The sequence below is a fragment of the Paraniabella hibiscisoli genome (assembly GCF_022512515.1).
GTDB lineage: Bacteria > Bacteroidota > Bacteroidia > Chitinophagales > Chitinophagaceae > Niabella > Niabella hibiscisoli.
On the sequence record NZ_JAKWBK010000001.1, the window covers coordinates 3,922,875 to 3,942,074 of the forward strand.

The window sequence follows — 19,200 nt, forward strand, 5'->3', positions numbered from 1 at the left end:
AACAAAACAATTGTTCACATCATGATCCCCGGCAATTTTAATCAATTCAGCGCTAGTAATATGCACTAACTATGCGGTAGTTTAAAGTAAAAGGTTGAACCTGCCCCCGGCTCACTGTCCATACCAATGATCCCATCGTGCAGCCGGATGATTTCGGCGCATAAATATAGACCAATACCAAAACCGGAGATGGTTTGGGTGTCCTGGCTTTCTACCCTGTAGAAGCGGGTAAACAATCTTTCCTGATCCGCTGGCTGAACACCAATTCCGCTATCTGTAACATATACACCTGTGTAACCTGCTTCCCGGCGGCAGCTGATCACAATACTACCTGCATTGGGTGAGTATTTAACGGCATTACTGAGAAAGTTATTAATGACCTGGCCTATCTTGTCCCGGTCAGCAGTGACCGGAATCACACCCTGGAAGTCCATCTTTAATTCATGGCGGCTGGTAAAAAGAGCCGCTTCTGCCAGGCATTCTTCCACCAGCTCGTTAAGCAGGAACCTATCTTTATAGAGTCTTATCTCGCTGGATTCCAGCCGGGCAACATCCAGAAAACCAGTGATAATACTATGCATTTTTTCAATTTGCCGTTCCACCTTCTCCAGCATACCGATAGTCATTTCGGGAAGTTGGGTCCGTTTTTTGAGCAGGAACTGTACGTAAGCCTTGGCCGATGTGAGGGGCGTTTTTAGCTCGTGGCTGGCGATGCCAATAAAATCATGTTTGCGTTTTTCTTCCAGCTTTCTATCGGTGATATCTGCCAGTACACCTGAGAAATTGGCGGGTGCTCCGGGCCTGGCCGGGTAAATTTTGCCGGTAGCACGAACCCATTTTAATTTCTGGTCATAATGGCCGATAATAGGATACTCCATATCATAGCTGGTTTCATTTTCTATGGCTGAATGGATCGCCGATGAAACAGAGTCGCGGTAATCTTCCCGGATCTGCCCGATCGCCTGGTCAAGCGTAATAGCTTCAAAGCCGTGAAAACCGAACAGCTCACGGAGCCTGGGGGAGCTGATCAGCTCGTAATTATCGAGATTAACAAACCAGGTGCCGAGGTCGGCAGATTCCACACTGATCCGGAACTGTTCTTCCAGAAGCTCCCGCTGCTGACGTTCCCTGATCCGGTCCGTTACTTCGTCAATTATAACCAGTATGCCCTGCACAGTTCCCTGCCCATCCCTTAAAGGCGAGTAAACCGAATTAACGTAAGCTTCACGCAGACCCTGTCCCTCCTTGAGCAGCACTTTGTACTCGGCATTTACTTCTGGGATGCCGGTATGGTATACCTTATCCAGCCGGTCCAGGATGGTCTGGCCCTCCAGTTCGGGCCGGGCAATTCTTATGGGCTTACCCATCACCTCTGCAGCTGTTCTGCCCCAGATTCTTAAAATGGGCTCATTGACCTGTTCAACGATCATATCCGGCCCCCTGAGCCAGGTAAGCCCGAGCGGGGCCTGGGCAAAGATGCTCTGAAACAGTCCTTCGCTGTCAGCCAGCCGGGTATGCAGTCCCGTCATCTGTTCCTGCATATCGGTTAGTTCCTTATTAGCCTGGATCAGGTTATTATTCGAAACTGTTAACTTTTGATGTAGCAACAGCTTTTCCTGTTCCTGCTCTCTGAAATGGGATTGCAACTTCACTTTTTGCGTCACATCAACGGCCGTATGAAGAATACAGTAGACCTCTCCGTCAGCACCCAAGAGCGCACGGTAAGTAAAGTCAAAATAAAATGTTTCCGTATGCCCGTTGACACGAAGAATAGCAGGCGTCTCAAATGCCTGGTAGGTAGTGCCGGTACGCCAGACATTTTGCAGGATGGGAATAAATTCCTGTCCCGCTAATTCAGGCACGGCAACGGCGATAGGCTGTCCGATAATACTCCGGTCCTTGCCCCAGAATCCGATCATCTGGTCATTGGCCATCCGGATCACAATATCTTCACCGGTATATATAGCGGTCGCATCCCGCGAAAGTGCCAGGATTTCTGAAAGCAGGTGGTCAGTAACAGGCAGGGAGGAAAGATCACTCACGGGTGGTTATAAATAATTTTGTCAGGCAAATGTACGCAGTTTGCAGGCTCAGGCGCTTATCTTCAATTTTATGTGAAGAACTAAAGGATAGCAGCATTATTAAGGTCTTAAAATTGATGACTTCACTACTTATTCATTCCCGTCTCATAGCTTCCGGGTGGTTGCAATCCGGCTGGCATAAAGGGATGCGGATCGTAAAGGTAGATCCCGCTCGGGGTGTACTGTACACTGTAATACTCCCGTCGTGGTCAGACATGATCGTGGAAGCTACATACAGACCCATTCCCAGGCAGCTGAATTTACTTTGTCCATGGGCGCCTTTGTAGAATTTGCTGAATACATGGGAAACAGTCTGTTTGTTCATGCCGGCCCCCTGGTCTTTCACCAGGTCGCTTTCCAGGTCAAGGGCCAGGCGGTCGTATAGATCGACCTGGATGGTTACCAGTAAATACCTGCCCATCTTTAAAATGGGAATTCTATCCATAATGCTGCTCTTATTTATTATTAATAGGCACCTGCTTAACCTCAAGGCGCTGTGTTTTGAATGCGTGCGCCAGTGCGCTGGCCGGTGAAGATTTGGTGACGATATCGGACAGGTCAATGCTGATAGAGGACCCTTGAAAAATTGGCGCGTCATTTGTTTAAGTGACATTTATAATCCACATGTTATGGTAAGTGAAAAGAAGGCAGCGAAATGCTGCAGCGGTTAAAGATGCAAAGGAAACGGTTTGTCATATTGGAACCTGATATAGATACCGGTTCGCTTCAGGACAATATTCCACAAAAATTGAAGATGCATAGCTATGAAGCCCTGATCCATGCCCGCCTGCATGCCAGTCGTCTAAAGGGGAAGTATCAATTCATCTTTGACCTGGACTACGCGGCGCATTTTGGTAAGCTGGAGCATATGCTTACAGAGGGTTCGCTTTACTACATTAGCGCTGTCGAAGATATCCCGGACGCCGGGACTGTAGCGCCCCTATAATTTAAAACTTTACACTATGAATAATAAATGGATCAAAGACATCGAGATTATCAGCAAGGGTAGTTATTATAACCTCATTTATACCGACAAAAGTAGCGCCCTGTTACAGGTGGGTCCCAATCGCCTGCTCATTCCAAAGGGTAAGGATACCGAGGTGGTAGGTGTGGACTTTGGAGGAATGGACCTTTCTTCCGATAATCTGAAAGAGGTATTATGGAGCCTCGGCTATCCGGTGTTAAGGTAACGGCTACTTTTGGAAGGCCCGTGACAGGCTGCGCCGGTTCGCAAGGTAGAAAATTCGGCTAACGATCCTCATCCCTGATATGATAGCGTACAAAATCGATGGCGGCCTCTGCCGCATCCTTGGTGCGGGGTTGCTCATTAGCAAGTGCCAGTCCCTTGAATGAAGTATCCCAGGACCCGGATGACCCAACTCCCGCAGGTTTTCGATACAGAGCCGGGCCTGTTCTTCGTTTGAATAAATACCCGTTTAAATGACAGCAGCTGTTGTGCCCTTGCTGAAGTGAAGCATATTCTCCGAGAAGAATTCCTGCAGGTCCAGTAAATATAGCTCCTTATTTTTTACATCGCTCACTACCGCTAATAAGCCCGTGGCGCCCACATGCTGCCCATTTACTTGTAGGGCTTGATTGATGAGGTCATCTATAGACATGTCCAAATTTGAGTGGGTAAATGTACACCAATTATGGCCTTCTTCGCTTTGGTAAATTACGATTTCTGCCGGTAAGATACCGGATAATAAGTACCTTTATATTTGACAAGGCAACCTCTTTATGAAAGACATGCAAACACAAACGGTATATCTGATAGGCTCGCGACTGATGAAAATGGAATCCGTAATAGTCCGGGATTTAGAAGCTAGCTCCTTACTACATTTCAACAGCCAAGAAGAAGCGAAGTTTAGCTTTAAGCACGCATATAATATTCTTTTGGCTCCGGGGTTTGAGCCTCAGGACCCATCATCAGCGGAAGAGATCAGTTATCACCAGGAGGTGATTCGGATGATCAGTGTGTCGCCGGTTATTCTAGCGGTTGCCTTGACGCCTGCAGTGATGAACTCACCCGTTGGAAGCATCCGGACTCTCGAAGCGTTCGTATAGATTAAGGGAAAAAGAATTAATAAACGATTGGCTTCTGCAGTAGAGCATAAAAAGAAATCCGAACTTCAAGATAAGAGTAAGCTACAGCAAGTTGAACAGAATATCGAAAGGTTAGAATCAAGATATTTTAATAATGAAATTGAGTCGGAAACATATAAAAAATGGTATAAAAAGTATCGTCTAGAAAAAAGTTTGCTTTTGGAACAGCTTACTGCTACAAGCTTGCCTGGTAAGGCACAGCAATTAAAATTGGTAAGTCACCATATAGATAAGTTGACATCTTTGAATGAGCTATATGAAAGTGTAACAGTTGATAAAAAGCAAATGCTCAACAATGGTTTTTACTTTCCTGATGGACGTTGTCGAACCACTTCTTTCAATAAAATATTGGATCATAATATTTGATTTTGAAAGAAAAAGGACTGCTCTAAATTGAACAGTCCAATCAAATTTGGGACTCTACTCCCGTTTGTAGCGGAGACGGGAATTGAACCCGTGACCTCAGGGTTATGAATCCTGCGCTCTAACCACCTGAGCTACCCCGCCAATGGGCGGCAAAAATAGAGGATTCCTTTGTAAAAAAGAAATGTTTTTTATGCTTTTTCAACAATGTCTTCCATGTAAATGGCACTATGACTTTCATCGAAAATGCACTTGCCGTCCTTTATTAAAAGTACCTGCGGAGATTCGTGCTCAATACCATAATGACTAGCTACTTTATTGGATACCGGCCGGTTATCAATAAGATCCAGGTAATAAAAGTCAATTTCCCCGGTAGTTCCTTTTTGTATAACCTGTTCTTGATAACACTGCTGATGGAACAGCGTGTGCTATGTTTAAAGATCAGTTGAGGCTTTTCAAAAGACTTCTGGTTGATGGCTTCCAATTGTTCAACACTATTCAATGTTATCCAGCTCATAATCTCTGTTTTTATTTTAAATACGGCTCAGTATTTCTTCACCGATAGCCGCTGTTCCTAATATTTTATCCTTAGGTGTAGACGCATCTGCAATGTCGCCTGTTCTGAAACCTGCTTTCAATACCGCATCTACAGCTGCAATCACAGCATTACTTTCTTCTTTCAGTCCAAAAGAAATATCCAGCAATAACGCTGCCGAAAGTACGGAAGCCATTGGGTTGGCTACGCCTTTACCGGTAATATCATGAGCAGATCCGTGAATAGGTTCGTAAACGCCCGTGCCGTCGCCAATAGAAGCGGATGCCAGCATACCCATTGAACCTGCTATTTGAGACGCCTCGTCAGTAAGGATATCACCAAACAAGTTTGCAGTAACAATAACATCAAATTTTTTAGGGTCTTTGATCAGCAGCATTGCAATAGCATCAACAAACTGGTATTCTACTTCCACATCAGGGTAATCTTTAGCTACAACCTGCACTACTTCTCTCCACAGGCGGCTTGTTTCTAAAACATTCGCTTTGTCTACCGAGCATAATTTTTTGCCACGGGTGCGGGCTGCTTCAAAAGCTTTACGGGCAATACGCTCCACTTCAAACTTGCTGTAGGCCGCTACATCGTAAGCGCTATCTCCATTATCTTTTCTTCCTTTTTCACCAAAATAAATATCACCGGTCAATTCACGGAAAAACAAAATGTCAGCTCCTTTTAAGATCTCGGGTTTAATGCTGGATGCATCCAAAAGCTCATCAAACAATTTAATAGGGCGCAGGTTGGCATACAAACCTAACTCCTTACGCATTTTCAATAATCCTTGCTCTGGTCTTACTTTAGCAGACGGGTCATTGTCATACTTGGGATGGCCTACTGCTCCAAATAGAACCGCATCAGAGTTTTTCATTTTGGTCAATGTTTCGTCTGGCAGCGGATTACCGGTAGCTTCGATGGCTACGTGGCCAATCAAAGCTTCGTCATAAGTAAACTCATGACCGAATTTTTCAGCGATCTTATCTAAAACCTTTTTACCAACTTCAGTTACTTCCTGGCCGATCCCATCACCGGGAACTATTAAAATGTTCTTTTTCATCTGTGTTTTTTGTGTCGCCCGGGGCCCGGGACGAACGGTTTTCTAATTATTATCTTTAAAATGATCTATAAAGCCAGTACAAGCTAATTGCCTGTCTATGCATCCTATTCATTTAATTACCAATTACGTCGACTTTTTTAAGTCGCAGGGCTACCGATATTAAATAGCCCGTTAAAATACTTTCTGTGATGAGCTCGCCTCCATCTTCCAGCAATCCGAATACCACGTTATATTTCCAGTTGTATTGCACAATAGCCAAACGGTGCGCCTGGTCAATCACTACCGCACAAAATAAAAAAAGTGCCAGCAAAATGAACATCACTTTCGACTGTTTTCTAAAAAGAGCATCCCCTTTTTTATAAGCCTCCAGCACAGGAGCCATAAATATAAACCCTAAAAAGGCAGCAGCAAAAAGCTCCATGATCTTACTTCCTCTTTGGCCTGTGGTCATTCCAAATATATTGTAAAAGAAATGTCCTAAAGACTGGTGTATTCTAAAAACATCTTCCAGGAATAAAAAGAGGAAAACCAGTATCCAGGTGAAGTATTTTTTTCCTGCCGAACCATTGCAATAAGCACTAAGGCCATCATCATAATGATCCATTTCAGGTTCTGAAAATCTTCCGCATAACTATTGTTGGTTTCAATATCGTACAGCTGGGAATCAGGGAAAGGATGGTAGAAATTGCGGATATCTAATATAATAAGCACCAGGTCTGCAATAAGAAGCAGAGCCAGCGGTATAAAGGATAATATATTTTTGAAAGCTTCAAAATACTGTTTTATAGAGACCGTTGAAGGCGCCTGGTTGAAAAAGCGATTCCTAAAGTTATTTTATGAACGGTACCGGAATAATTTAAATACTTGTTTTTTAAAGGAGTTGCAATATACTCATAACCAAAACGCAAAGAAGTTGTATTTCTTTGCCTGCCATAGTAACCGCTAAAGCTATTATAATTGCCTTCTTTTGGTCTGAATTTAAGATCGCCGGTAAAACCAAAGCTGCCGGCTATGCCTGTTTTAATACCAGCACCTTTAAATTTATCAGCATCTTCGTTGTTGGTATTAGGATCAAGGCCAAAAATACCAATGCCGGCGAGGGGGCTAGGGCCAGTGTTTTTGTATCAATAAGATACTTACCCAAAGCCAGGTTAGCGTAGCCTCCCAAAGCTTTTGATTTTTCAGGCCATATATCATTATCAGACGTCATCTCTGTTTTAGTTTTGGTAAAACTTATGGCGATATTGAGCTGGTAGATCCAGTTATTTCTTACAATATCGAAAGCCAGACCGAAAAGAGTAGGTTGTTTATAATAATCTGTCAGATTTCCTGTAAATAAAAACTTACCTGTGTAAAAGGAATAGCTGCCTCCATTCCTGGTTTCTTTATATTGAATACGAACAAACTCGCGGGTAAAATCGGCATAATCGCTGCCGGGGTAGCGCGTCAGGAAATCGTCAGACATTTGGTTCAAAACTTCCTGGTGTCTTTCCGGCGTTGACTGTTCGGGTAAAAGGTAAGCGAGGTTTAATCGTAAAAATCCTTTTTCTTCTTCAGAAAGGTAGGCCGCATTAATTTGGTTGATAAGTGAGTCTTTAGAAGTCAATGATTTCTCCAGTAGTTTAGGCGCCAGGTAATCCTGTTGTGGCGGGATCCTGATGGTCTTTTGATTTTTATATTGAGCGATGCTATCGGTGTTCAGGTTTTTACAGGAAGAAAGAATTACTTCGTAATCCCCAAGCCAATAGGAGAGTAGCCAGAATTCGATAGGATATAAAGCAATGTAGTCGTCGTCTTCGAGCATGGTTATACGATCCAGCTCCAGCATTACACCTAATTGATCCTTTTCAAGAAATTTATCCAGCAATATGCTCCTGGATCTTGAGATGTCCAAAGACCTTGAATGAACCGCTGCCGGTTTTGCATCATTTTTTTGCCCAAGCACCACGGGTTCTATGGCCAAAATCAAAAAGAACAACAGGAAGAATGGTCTCATATCTGGTTTTCTTTCAGGATGCTTTTATTTGTTTGATTTTCACAAACCTTTTAGATTGCTTCAGTTTATATCAGGTTCAACATTTTTTGGGTGGCTTTGATCGCAGCTACTGTCTGATCGCTATCCAGGCCCGTGGTCGTAAATTCCCTTCCATTTAGTTCCCAGGTAATAATCGTTTCACAAAGAGCGTCCGTTTTACCGCCTGGCGGAATGCGCACAATATAATCGCGAAGCCGGGGAAGTGGTAATTTCTTTTTGAATAAATCCTGGTAAGCGCATTCATAAAAGCATCATATTGTCCGTCGCCGGATGCGTGCTCCTCAACAACACCATCTTCAAATTTTAGCCTCACAGTTGTTGAGGGGCGCATGCTTTTAGAATGCGTCAATACATAATCTTCTACCGTTACTTTCTCACCAATAGTATGGCTGTCCAATACATCAGAAATGATATAAGGCAGATCATCCTGGGTGACGGTCTCTTTTTTGTCTCCCAATTCGATGATCCTTTGGGTTACAATCTTCAGATCTTCGTCAGACAATTGAATGCCCAACTGGGTCAGGTTATTCTCAATATTGGCTTTACCCGATGTTTTGCCCAGCGCATACTTTCTTTTGCGGCCAAAACGTTCGGGCATCAGGTCATTATAATAAAGGTTTTTCTTTTTATCACCATCCGCATGTATCCCGGCTGTTTGGGTAAATACATTTTCTCCAACAACGGGCTTGTTGGCTGATATCCTGAACCCCGAAAAAGCTTCTACCAACCGGCTTACTTTGTAAAGCGCTTTTTCATTCACCGATATTTTCACATCCTTTTGAAAATCGTTTAAAACAGCAACCACACTTTCCAACGGCGTGTTACCCGCCCGTTCTCCCATGCCGTTAATAGTAAGGTGTAATCCCTTAACGCCCGCTTTTACAGCTTCAAGCGCATTGGCTACACTCAGGTCATAATCGTTATGTCCGTGAAAATCGAAGTGAAGGGTGGGGTATCGTTCAATAATTTCAGTAAGATATTTTGAAGCCTCGGACGGAATCAGTATTCCCAATGTGTCGGGGAGTAGCACCCTTTTTACGGGTTGGGTAGCCAAAAAGTCGATATACTGAAAAACATAGTCCTTCGAAAAACGCATACCGTTACTCCAGTCTTCCAGGTATATATTACAGGTAATCCCTTTTTTATTAGCCAGCTTTAAAACGGCTGCTATTTCAGCAAAATGTTGTTCCGGTGTTTTTTAAGCTGGTGCGTCAGGTGATTGAGCGAGCCTTTGGTGAGCAGGTTCATTACTTTGGCACCTGCTTTCTGCATCCATTTAATGGAAGTGTCGCCATCTACAAAGGTCAAAACCTCCACCTTATCAATAAGGCCGTTGGCGCTGGCCCAATCGGTAATTCTTTTTACTGCCTGGAATTCTCCCTCAGATACACGGGCTGAGGCGATCTCAATCCGGTCTACTTTTACTTCCGTAAGCAGTAATTGGGCAATAGTTAGTTTTTCCTGTGCTGAGAACGACACGCCGCTGGTTTGCTCACCATCGCGCAGCGTTGTGTCCATTATTTCAATATGACGCCGGTCCATTATAACTATGGCACCTTTAGATTTACCCAAAGGCGCCTTTTATTTTTTTGTAAAATTACAGGTAACAGACTGTTTGATCCAATCTCCGCAACCGTCTGGTGCCTGGTTTAGTATATACTCTTTTCAGCAAAAGCAGCTATCTCAGTTTTCATAGCTTGCAGATAATCAATGTCATCAAAGCCGTTTGTTAAATTATGCTTCTTATAGCCATTGATATCAAAACTTTCTGATTCGCCGGTTGCCAAAATGGTGACTTTTTGCTCAGGCAGGTTTACTTCCAGTTCTGTTTTAGGATCAGCTTCAATTGCTTTGAATATTTTGTCCAGGAAAGCTTCGCTCACCGTTACCGGCAGGATGCCGATGTTCAGTGAGTTTCCTTTAAAAATATCGGCGAAGAAGCTGGATATTACACAGCGGAATCCATAATCGTAGATTGCCCAGGCAGCATGCTCACGGCTGCTACCGCTACCAAAGTTTTTACCACCTACCAGTATTTTACCAGTATATATAGGATTGTTCAGTACGAAGTCTTGCTTGGGAGAGTCATCATTGTTATAACGCCAATCGCGAAACAGGTTATCGCCAAAGCCTTTACGTTCTGTTGCTTTTAAGAAACGGGCCGGAATGATCTGGTCGGTATCTACGTTTTCAATAGGCAAAGGAACCGCCGTGGATTGTAATACTGTAAATTTATCGTAAGCCATTTGTAATGTAAGATTTGAATTTTAACTTAATGTTTTACTGTAGATAATTAAATGTATATTAATGATTATTATTTAATTATCATTAATTACCTAAACTGCTGCTTCCTCTTCGATCAGTTCTCTCGGATCGGTAACTACGCCGGTTACTGCAACTGCAGCTGCAACATATGGGCTGGCAAAAGGGTACGGGCACCCGGACCTTGTCTTCCCTCAAAGTTGCGGTTACTGGTACTTACAGCATATTTACCGGCAGGAATTTTATCATCATTCATTGCCAGACAGGCAGAACATCCGGGTTGTCTTAATTCAAATCCGGCTTCAATCAATATATCTAAAATACCTTCTTCTTTAATTTGCGCCTCTACAATATGCGACCCTGGCACCAGCCATGCAGTGATATTGTCAGCTTTCTTTGCCTTTCACAATTGAGGCAAAAGCCCGGAAGTCTTCGATACGGCCATTGGTACAGCTACCCAGGAAAACATAATCGATTTTTTTACCAATGATTTCTTCATCTTCCTGGAAGTCCATATAAGCCAGCGATTTTTTGTAAGATGCTTCGCCGTCCTTTACTTCGGATGCCTTAGGTATCTTACGGGTAATGCCGGTTCCTAAACCAGGGTTGGTTCCGTAAGTAATCTGAGGCTCGATGTCAGCTCCGTTAAAAGTGAGCTCGTAGTCAAATTTAGCATCTGCATCGGTCTTTAAGGTCTTCCAGTAAGCAAGCGCCGTATCCCAGGCTTCACCTTTTGGAGCTTTATCTTTTCCTTTAACATAGTTAAAAGTCTTCTCATCAGGAGCGATCATACCACCACGTGCGCCCGACTCAATGCTCATATTACAAACCGTCATACGGCCTTCCATGGTCATATTCTCAAATACTTCACCTGCATACTCTACAAAATAACCAGTAGCGCCACTTGCCGTAATTTGGGCAATGATATATAAAGCGACATCCTTTGGTAAAACACCTTTGCCTAATTTACCATTAACGGTAATGCGCATTTTTTAGGTTTCGGCTGCATGATACATTGTGAAGAAAGTACCATCTCTACTTCAGAAGTGCCGATACCAAAAGCAATGCTACCAAAAGCACCGTGGGTAGAAGTGTGCGAATCGCCGCAAACAATGGTCATACCTGGTTGTGTAATACCGTTTTCTGGTCCTACTACGTGCACAATACCATTTTTAGGACTTCCCAGAGCCCAGATCGAAATACCATATTTTTCTGCATTGCTTGAAAGGGCAGCCAGTTGTTTCGCCGACAAAGGGTCCGATACAGGCAAATGCTGGTTAATGGTAGGGGTGTTGTGGTCGGCGGTAGCAAAAGTACGTTGCGGGTACATTACTCCAATTCCTCTGTTTTCAAGACCCAGGAAGGCCACCGGGCTGGTTACTTCGTGAATAAAATGGCGGTCAATTAATAAAACATCCGGACCGTCCTCGATCTTTCTTACCACGTGGGCGTCCCAGACTTTATCAAACAAAGTGGTTGGATTTGTACTCATTGTAAATAATGCTTATAGTTAAAAAATTCGTGCAAACATTGCTTTTCGAAAGCACGTAAAGGTAACAAGAATATCAGGATTTTAAACGGACATAGCTACTGTTTTATGAGTTATTACAGCCTTCTGGTTTGACTTGAGGGTTGTAATAATATTAATTGTATAAATTACAATTATATGATCAGCTTTATGGAGGTTTTTGTTATCTGTTTATATGTAAGTAATTGAAAGTTATATTTATATGATTTTTTTAACTTCAATTTAGAGAAGCTTAACACTATTGAATGTTATTAGGAAATTATATTTGGATAACGTAATTAATTCAATATTTTATACTGGGGTATTGGGTTGATGGTATTCTTTTAATCAATCTTTCAAGGGCAAACTAAAACTATGAATCTTATCAAAAAACTGCTTTATTTCTGCTCTCTGTTATTTGTTTTTAATGATGTTTCTGGTCAGAAAATTAAGGCTATTCCTCCTGAAGTGGATCAATGGATGACTGGAGAATTGCAGAGGAATAGCAGAAAAACTCCGATAAGCGGCTATGGTAATGATGATCTTTTTTCTCGACAGATTCAGCTACAATAGTGGGATACCTTAACGGTTACAGGTTATCGGAGGGTTTTAAAACGGGCATAATTTATATGGAGAATGAATTTTCCCGTGTTGATCAGCCTGTTGTTGTTAAAATTTTCGAAGATGGCCGTTTTGAAGCCCGTATACCGATGTGGTACCCTAAAATTGTAGAGATGGACCTCAATAATCAATGGCTCAGTTTCTATATAGAACCCGGTCAGGCGCTGGGTTTGGTTATCGACTGGAGGGTATTCAGGAAAAATGAAAAGCCCGAAGCCATTCAGTTCAATGGGCCGCTAGCTGATATAAATCGTAATCGTTATAGTATTCCCATATTTAAAACAGACCCCGAATGGGTGACCAGGCAGGCTGTGAAGGCAGACCCTGTTGAGTTCAAAAGGAAACGCTTAAAGTCTGGGATGACCAGAGCCGGGTACTGGATTCAATTCTGCTCAATCATCATGCGGATGAAAAACAAAAAGCTTTGGCTCATGCAGAATTGAACGTCAATATGCTAATGTGCTTGTATGAGTATGTAGGTGAAAGAACTGATCAGAGACGATCAAATCCATCTAATATCGTCTTGCAAACTAAACTGCCTGTTGACTTTTACAACTTTATTAAAAAGATTGATTTTCAAGATAACAGCATGTTTATTTCTAAACAGTTCAGCTCGCTGATCAATCAGATCGAATTTGGCCAGCTGTATATCGGAACTATTCAATGGATGAATGCTTTTCGGGGCCGGTTCTGGAAAAAGTGCAGAGAACTGACAAAATGAGGGACTCAATAGCCAGGGAATGTTTATACCTGAATTACGGTAAAATATACGATATGATTAGACTTCACCGGATCGCCAGCGCATTCAAATTTGAATTACGTTCAGCGAGCGCTGACACTTTAATGAATTATCTCGGACCAATTAAAGAAAGTCTCTATAATGAATTTTACCGGCAACAATCGGATATACTTTTGAATGAAACCCTTCGGAAAAGAAATGAAAATGGCATTGAGCTTCCTGAATCGTACGCGGGGGCCTTATTCAAAAAAATGATAGCACCTTATGCCGGGAAAGTAGTTTTTGTGGACTTCTGGGCCACTACCTGCGGCCCGTGCATAAGCGGAATTAAGCAATTGCATGCCACAAGGCTTGAGTATAAAAATAATGCAGACTTTACGTTTTTGTTCATTACTGCGAAGGATGAATCACCTGCAAGGCAATACAAATCGTTTGTCAAAAAGCAGGAGTTAACAAACACATATTACCTGGATGCTGATGAATACAGGTATATAAGAGAACTTTTCGGTATTAATGGAATTCCACGTTATATTGTCATCAGTAAAGAAGGGCGGGTGATGAACGATGATTTTGAGATGCATAATTTCAGGTATGAAATCGGAAAATATCTCCCTCAATACGATCACTTAAAAAATCCGTAGTAAGGTCTCATTTAGAGTTTTCTTTTCATCACATAGTCATTCATAAAATAGCCATTGCCAATTTCAACATCCACTTCGTTGACAATCTCAAAGCCAACCGCCTCGTAAAACTGTATGGCTTTATTATACCGGTTTACGTTTAATGTGAGGCTTGCTGCACCGGCATTCTTTGCAAAGTCAATAATAAAATGGATCAGCTTTTTCCCCAGGCCTTTGCCCTGGTGGTTGGGAGAAAGGTATATTTTGTGCAGATGGGCTGTTTCATCATTTCTTATTTCTAATCCGGCAAACCCTGTATCCTGCTGGTCGCAATCCAGAATAAAGAATGAGTAGCCGGGTTTATTCAAGTCTTTTTGAAGTGAGGCATCACTATAAAAGAGATCCAGCATATAATTCAGCTGCTCCTGCGATAATATGGTGGAATAAGTAGCCGCCATATCTCAAGCGCCAGTTGTTTGATAGTAGGAAGCTCTGCTATTGTTGCTTTTCTTATTTGAATAGACATCTTTAAAATTATCTATAAAAATAAGTGTTGCCTTTTATTTAGCAATGTTAGTGTTTAGATGAACTAAAGCAGGTAGTTGAGAGAAAGGCCCAGGCTGATATTTTTAAAGTACTCATTACCGGTTACTCCATTTTTAGGTGGCGCGAGGTTTCGCAAACCTAACTGTCCATGAGCCTGTACCTGAAGATTACCCCATAGTTCGTAGCCTGCCAGCATATTAACGCCGTAGTCTATTCTCTTGCCATAATTGAATGCTTCGTCGCCTATATAATATCGGGGAGGCTTTTGATCGTTGATATCTGCATATTCAATATCACCAACAAAATTGCCGGTATTTCCATGGTATTTAATTTCCCATTGTCCTTCGATCCCGCAGGCTACATAAGGTCCAAGGCCAACAAAAACATTCTTATCGTTTTTATTAGGAATCAAATAAAGCAGGTTAACCGGTAACTCAATGTAGTAGGGTCTCACTTTGTAATCGGCATTGCCCAGATAGTCGCTGTAATTTTGTTGAAACCCTTTTCGGGAAAACAGCAAGCCCGGTTGTATATGGATTTGGCGACTAAGAATCTTTAGAGGGCTTGTGACGGTAAATCCTAATTGATATCCCGGTAAAAACCGGGTAGCTTGTTTATTGGAAAACTGTTTCCAGGTTATGTTAGAAAGGTTGCCGCCTGCCGTAATACCAATGCGTGTTTGGGTTATACCGGTACTATGGATCAGCAAAAATGTTATTAAGCTAGCAAGCAGTTTCCGCATAAGATATTTTTTTGGAGGTATACCTTTCAAAGGATGGAAAATGCTGCAGGATAGTTGCCTGGTGCATAAAAAAAATGCACCAATTTTCATTGATGCATTTTTGTAAAAAATATAGCGCAGAAATTAAGCTAATTTCTTTTTCAGGTTTTCGTCAATTGCTTCCAAAAACTCTTCAGTATATAAATAATGATCGCCATGACTTACCTTGTTGCCGTGAACGCAAACAGCCAGGTCTTTGGTCATTTTACCTTCTTCTACTGTTTCAATACAAACAGCTTCCAAAGCATTAGCAAAATCGATCAAAGGTTGGTTCTCATCTAATTTACCACGGAAAGCCAAACCTCTTGTCCATGCAAAGATGCTGGCAATAGGGTTGGTGCTGGTTGGATTACCTTTCTGATGCTCGCGGTAGTGACGGGTAACTGTACCATGAGCGGCTTCCGCTTCCATTGTTTTACCATCAGGTGTAACCAGTACAGAAGTCATCAAACCTAATGATCCGAATCCTTGTGCTACCGTATCACTTTGTACATCACCATCGTAGTTTTTACAAGCCCATACAAAATTGCCATTCCATTTCAGGGCGCTGGCTACCATGTCATCGATCAGGCGGTGTTCATAAACGATACCTGCTTCAGTAAATTTCGTTTTAAATTCATTTTGATACACTTCTTCAAAGATGTCTTTAAAGCGGCCATCGTATTTTTAAGGATGGTATTTTTAGTAGAAAGGTATAAAGGCCATTTTTTGTTTAGCGCAACGTTGAAGCAGCTGCGTGCAAAACCATAAATGCTCTCGTCTGTATTGTACATGGTCATTGCAACACCATCTCCTTTAAAGTTGTATACTTCAAAAGTCTGTGCTTCGCCGCCATCTTCAGGTACAAAAGTCATGGTTAATTTACCTTTACCTTTAATTACGGTATCTGTAGCACGGTATTGGTCTCCAAATGCATGACGACCTACAATGATAGGAGCCGTCCAGTTGGTAACCAGGCGAGGGATATTCTTGATAACGATTGGCTCGCGGAAAACCGTTCCATCTAAAATGTTACGAATGGTTCCGTTCGGGCTTTTCCACATTTGTTTCAGGTTGAACTCTGTAACACGTGCTTCATCTGGTGTAATAGTGGCACATTTAATACCCACACCATGTTCTTTAATAGCATTTGCTGCATCAATGGTTACCTGGTCATTTGTTTCATCTCTGTACTCAACACCCAGATCGAAATATTTAATATCGAGATCAACATAAGGAAGAATTAATTTGTCTTTGATAAATTTCCATATGATGCGTGTCATTTCATCGCCATCAAGTTCCACAACGGGATTAGCCACTTTGATTTTTTCAGCCATATATATATCGTTTAAGAATTTGTGATTCCGGCAAATCTACAGATAAATACATCAATAGACAATAGAGTTTTAACTTTACAAAGCTATAATACTGTTAACAACAATTTAGTTAATTAGCCGTTGTAGAATATTATATGATAAAACATCAATTATGTTACCTTTGAGTATGGCCGTTAATGAAAAAATGCAGGCGATTTCGTAAAATTTTTACGACAATTTGTACCGCTCACCGACACCGAAGTGAAAAAGGAATTGCTTCCTATTATCACTCTCCGGGAATTTGCTAAAAAGCAGGTTATCACCCAGGCAGGCGACGTAGAAAATTATATGAATTTTATCAGCAAGGGACTGATAAGAAAATATTATAAAACGGGAGAGGAGGAGCATATTGTGCAGATATCCCGGGAGGGGCATTTGATATCGGCCCAGGAATCATTTTATACCCGCACTCCTTCTGAGTATTTTGTTGAAGCCATTGAGCCCAGTGTGCTGATCTCTTTAACCTTCGATGATATGGAACGCTTATTTGCTTCCAGCCATAGTTTTGAAAGACTAGGCAGGTTGGTTACTGTTCATACCATGGTATTGAAAGATAAATGGCAAACCAGCCTGATCATGCAATCACCACGTGACCGGTTTTTAAATTTTGTAGAAAACCACCAGGAAACTTTACAACGTGTACCACAGAAATACCTGGCTTCTTATTTAAACATTAAACCAGAAACCTTTAGCAGGTTTAAGCATCTTTTAAGGGTAAAACGTCCAACTTTATAATCCAGCTTTTGCAGGCACTATCAATACCGGTATATGAATCAGGTGCCGCACCTGGTTAATGGTTTCTCCATAAATAAGGTCTTTAATACCTCTGTGGCCGTGCGCTCCGATTACCAGGAGTTCGGCATTGGAATCATTAATGATCTTTGCAATGCTATCCACCGTATTGCCGAATCCGAGTTTTGCTTCCGCCTGGTGCCCTTTTGCTTTTAGCTGGCTCACATACTCCTCCAGGAATTTATAATCATTAACCGTTTCATCGTCCATACTTTCAGTGTAATTGGCGCCACCAGCAACACTTTCGGTGATATGGATGAGGTAGTAAACCGACTCAGGAGTACCCTGCGATAGCGCATGACTGATCACTTTTTGATCCAGGTCTCCAAAATCGAGGGTAATTGCAATACGGTTATATTTCCGTACAGGGGATATTTCCAGTATTTTAGGTTTGTCGTGTATGGTTATCTTCTGCTCAGATCTTTTTTTAAGGAATGGGAAAAAGGTGGTATAGCCCAAAAGCGCAACAAAACCAATAGCTCCCAGGATGATAAAAATCTTCCAGATAAGGTTTCCCGGAGCGTAGAAAAAGCCCATGGCTTCTTCTACAATTAAACGTGCGTTAAGATATACCAGTACAACGGTTATCAGCCAGGCCGATACCTTTACCCAGGGTTTGATCACAAACTTACCCATCGTTTTTTTGTCGCTTACAAAATGGATCAGCGGTATAATGGCAAATCCTAACTGCATGCTTAAAACCACCTGGCTAAATATAAGCAGGCTGTCCACGTCTTCTTCTCCGTTAATCAATATAACCAGTGCTGCTGGTACAATAGCAATTAAGCGGGTGATCAAACGGCGTACAATAGGGTTGATGCGCAGTCTGAGGTAGCCTTCCATTACAATTTGGCCTGCAAGAGTACCGGTAATGGTACTGCTTTGCCCGGCAGCAATTAAGGCGATAGCAAATAGTTTGGCGGCAACGTTGCTTCCCAGGTGTTGAGGCAGCAGCTCATAAGCCTGCTTGATTTCACCCACATCCGACCGGCCTGTTTTATAAAAGACGGCAGCAGCCAGTATCAGTATAGCAGCATTCACGAGTAAGGCCATATTGAGTGCAACAGCACTGTCGATGAAATTCAGCTTCAAAGCTTTTTTGATGCTCGCATCATCCCTGTTGAATTTACGGGTTTGAACGAGAGCCGAATGGAGGTATAAGTTATGTGGCATCACTGTAGCGCCAATAATACCAATAGCAATATATAATGCTGTATCATTTTCAATATGGGGTACCAGGCCGGAAATCACTTCACTGGCGTCGGGTTTAGCCACCATAATTTGTATAAGAAAGGACATGGCGATAATAAAGATCAGGCCAATAATGAATGCCTCCAGCTTTCGCATACCCAGCCTTTGCAGCATGATCAATAGAAAAGTGTCCAATGCTGTGATCATTACCCCGTAGATCAATGGCATGCCGGTGAGTAATTGTAAGCCAATGGCCATACCCAATATTTCTGCCAGATCAGTTGCCGCAATGGCGATTTCTGCGAGTATATACAAAGCAAAATTTACTTTCTTAGGGTAGGTTTCCCTGTTGGCCTGCGCCAGGTCTCGGTTGCGTACAATGCCTAACCGGGCAGAGAGGCTTTGCAATAGCAGGGCCATAAGATTACTCATTACCAGTACCCATAAAAGCGAATAGCCAAACTGGCTGCCACCGGCAAGGTCTGTAGCCCAGTTCCCCGGATCCATATAGCCAACACTAACCAGGTAGGCGGGGCCAAAAAAGCCAGGATACGTCTCCATCTCGATTTATTGGGGGCTGTAGTGTCTACCGAATTG

At 42.3% G+C, this 19,200-nt stretch carries 20 protein-coding genes, 1 tRNA gene and 4 pseudogenes; 7 read left to right on the forward strand and 18 right to left on the reverse strand.

Features of this window, described 5'->3' with window-relative positions:
* Positions 1-65: 65 nt before the first annotated feature.
* Both MKP07_RS24265 and MKP07_RS24270 read right to left on the reverse strand, forming a co-directional pair.
* Complete coding sequence (locus MKP07_RS24265; RefSeq protein WP_240849629.1) at positions 66-2,042, reverse strand: PAS domain-containing sensor histidine kinase; 1,977 nt, start codon at positions 2,040-2,042, stop codon at positions 66-68.
* 133 nt (positions 2,043-2,175) lie between these two features.
* A complete protein-coding gene (locus MKP07_RS24270) occupies positions 2,176-2,526 on the reverse strand; it encodes an ATP-binding protein (protein ID WP_240849630.1) in 351 nt (116 codons plus the stop codon).
* 210 nt (positions 2,527-2,736) lie between these two features.
* Between MKP07_RS24270 and MKP07_RS24275 the strand changes: the two genes are divergently transcribed.
* A complete protein-coding gene (locus tag MKP07_RS24275; RefSeq protein WP_240849631.1) occupies positions 2,737-3,027 on the forward strand; it encodes a hypothetical protein in 291 nt (96 codons plus the stop codon).
* A gap of 16 nt (positions 3,028-3,043) precedes the next feature.
* Positions 3,044-3,271, forward strand: a complete 228-nt coding sequence (locus MKP07_RS24280; protein ID WP_240849632.1) for a hypothetical protein — start codon at positions 3,044-3,046, stop codon at positions 3,269-3,271.
* Between the two features lie 246 nt (positions 3,272-3,517).
* Here the strand turns inward: MKP07_RS24280 and MKP07_RS24285 are convergent, their stop codons facing one another.
* On the reverse strand, positions 3,518-3,706 hold the full coding sequence (locus tag MKP07_RS24285; RefSeq protein ID WP_240849633.1) for a hypothetical protein: 189 nt from the start codon (positions 3,704-3,706) through the stop codon (positions 3,518-3,520).
* Positions 3,707-4,175: 469 nt separating this feature from the next.
* Between MKP07_RS24285 and MKP07_RS24290 the strand changes: the two genes are divergently transcribed.
* Positions 4,176-4,553, forward strand: a complete 378-nt coding sequence (locus MKP07_RS24290; protein WP_240849634.1) for a hypothetical protein — start codon at positions 4,176-4,178, stop codon at positions 4,551-4,553.
* Positions 4,554-4,620: 67 nt separating this feature from the next.
* Here MKP07_RS24290 and MKP07_RS24295 read toward each other — a convergent pair.
* The 11 genes and pseudogenes from MKP07_RS24295 to MKP07_RS42905 all read right to left on the reverse strand — a co-directional run bounded on the left by MKP07_RS24295 (position 4,621) and on the right by MKP07_RS42905 (position 11,943).
* Positions 4,621-4,694 (reverse strand) — tRNA-Met (locus tag MKP07_RS24295).
* A gap of 47 nt (positions 4,695-4,741) precedes the next feature.
* A pseudogene (gene ytxJ / locus MKP07_RS42895) lies at positions 4,742-5,067 on the reverse strand (bacillithiol system redox-active protein YtxJ).
* Between the two features lie 16 nt (positions 5,068-5,083).
* Complete coding sequence (leuB, locus tag MKP07_RS24305) at positions 5,084-6,154, reverse strand: 3-isopropylmalate dehydrogenase (RefSeq protein WP_240849635.1); 1,071 nt, start codon at positions 6,152-6,154, stop codon at positions 5,084-5,086.
* Between the two features lie 112 nt (positions 6,155-6,266).
* Positions 6,267-6,758 (reverse strand): hypothetical protein, encoded by a 492-nt coding sequence (locus MKP07_RS24310; RefSeq protein ID WP_240849636.1) that lies wholly within the window; start codon positions 6,756-6,758, stop codon positions 6,267-6,269.
* 405 nt (positions 6,759-7,163) lie between these two features.
* Positions 7,164-8,150 (reverse strand): hypothetical protein, encoded by a 987-nt coding sequence (locus MKP07_RS24315; protein ID WP_240849637.1) that lies wholly within the window; start codon positions 8,148-8,150, stop codon positions 7,164-7,166.
* A 65-nt stretch (positions 8,151-8,215) separates the two neighbouring features.
* Positions 8,216-8,368, reverse strand: coding sequence for an alpha-isopropylmalate synthase regulatory domain-containing protein (locus MKP07_RS24320; protein WP_240849638.1), 153 nt, complete (start codon positions 8,366-8,368; stop codon positions 8,216-8,218).
* A complete protein-coding gene (locus MKP07_RS24325; RefSeq protein WP_394803693.1) occupies positions 8,305-8,994 on the reverse strand; it encodes a homocitrate synthase/isopropylmalate synthase family protein in 690 nt (229 codons plus the stop codon). Before MKP07_RS24325 ends, MKP07_RS24320 begins: the two co-directional genes overlap by 64 nt.
* A pseudogene (locus MKP07_RS42900) lies at positions 8,971-9,731 on the reverse strand (2-isopropylmalate synthase); the annotation flags it as partial. The gene MKP07_RS24325 and the pseudogene MKP07_RS42900, both read right to left, overlap by 24 nt.
* Before the next feature lie 107 nt (positions 9,732-9,838).
* The gene (gene leuD, locus MKP07_RS24335) at positions 9,839-10,435 is read right to left on the reverse strand and encodes a 3-isopropylmalate dehydratase small subunit (RefSeq protein WP_240849640.1); all 597 of its coding nucleotides are present in this window, start codon (positions 10,433-10,435) and stop codon (positions 9,839-9,841) included.
* A 143-nt stretch (positions 10,436-10,578) separates the two neighbouring features.
* Positions 10,579-10,818, reverse strand: a complete 240-nt coding sequence (locus MKP07_RS43880; protein WP_317235886.1) for an aconitase family protein — start codon at positions 10,816-10,818, stop codon at positions 10,579-10,581.
* A gap of 19 nt (positions 10,819-10,837) precedes the next feature.
* Positions 10,838-11,943: pseudogene (locus MKP07_RS42905) on the reverse strand (3-isopropylmalate dehydratase large subunit).
* Positions 11,944-12,587: 644 nt separating this feature from the next.
* Here MKP07_RS42905 and MKP07_RS24350 point away from each other — a divergent pair.
* Genes MKP07_RS24350 through MKP07_RS24360 form a run of 3 tightly spaced genes read left to right on the forward strand, consistent with a single transcriptional unit; the run spans position 12,588 to position 13,959 of the window.
* Positions 12,588-13,022 carry a hypothetical protein gene (locus MKP07_RS24350; protein WP_240849642.1) on the forward strand — a complete coding sequence of 145 codons (435 nt, stop codon included), beginning with the start codon at positions 12,588-12,590 and terminating at the stop codon, positions 13,020-13,022.
* On the forward strand, positions 13,004-13,300 hold the full coding sequence (locus MKP07_RS24355; RefSeq protein ID WP_240849643.1) for a hypothetical protein: 297 nt from the start codon (positions 13,004-13,006) through the stop codon (positions 13,298-13,300). Before MKP07_RS24350 ends, MKP07_RS24355 begins: the two co-directional genes overlap by 19 nt.
* A 53-nt stretch (positions 13,301-13,353) precedes the next feature.
* On the forward strand, positions 13,354-13,959 hold the full coding sequence (locus MKP07_RS24360; protein ID WP_240849644.1) for a TlpA family protein disulfide reductase: 606 nt from the start codon (positions 13,354-13,356) through the stop codon (positions 13,957-13,959).
* Between the two features lie 11 nt (positions 13,960-13,970).
* Here the strand turns inward: MKP07_RS24360 and MKP07_RS24365 are convergent, their stop codons facing one another.
* From MKP07_RS24365 to MKP07_RS42910, 3 genes and pseudogenes are all read right to left on the reverse strand, one after another.
* Positions 13,971-14,396 carry a GNAT family N-acetyltransferase gene (locus tag MKP07_RS24365; protein WP_240849645.1) on the reverse strand — a complete coding sequence of 142 codons (426 nt, stop codon included), beginning with the start codon at positions 14,394-14,396 and terminating at the stop codon, positions 13,971-13,973.
* Positions 14,397-14,527: 131 nt separating this feature from the next.
* Positions 14,528-15,226 (reverse strand): porin family protein, encoded by a 699-nt coding sequence (locus MKP07_RS24370; RefSeq protein ID WP_240849646.1) that lies wholly within the window; start codon positions 15,224-15,226, stop codon positions 14,528-14,530.
* A 123-nt stretch (positions 15,227-15,349) separates the two neighbouring features.
* Positions 15,350-16,581, reverse strand: a pseudogene (locus MKP07_RS42910) (isocitrate dehydrogenase (NADP(+))).
* A gap of 240 nt (positions 16,582-16,821) precedes the next feature.
* Between MKP07_RS42910 and MKP07_RS24385 the strand changes: the two are divergent.
* The gene (locus MKP07_RS24385) at positions 16,822-17,355 is read left to right on the forward strand and encodes a Crp/Fnr family transcriptional regulator (protein ID WP_240849649.1); all 534 of its coding nucleotides are present in this window, start codon (positions 16,822-16,824) and stop codon (positions 17,353-17,355) included.
* Here the strand turns inward: MKP07_RS24385 and MKP07_RS24390 are convergent.
* Positions 17,350-19,164, reverse strand: a complete 1,815-nt coding sequence (locus MKP07_RS24390; protein WP_240849650.1) for an Nramp family divalent metal transporter — start codon at positions 19,162-19,164, stop codon at positions 17,350-17,352. The genes MKP07_RS24385 and MKP07_RS24390 overlap by 6 nt on opposite strands.
* Between the last annotated feature and the right edge of the window lie 36 nt (positions 19,165-19,200).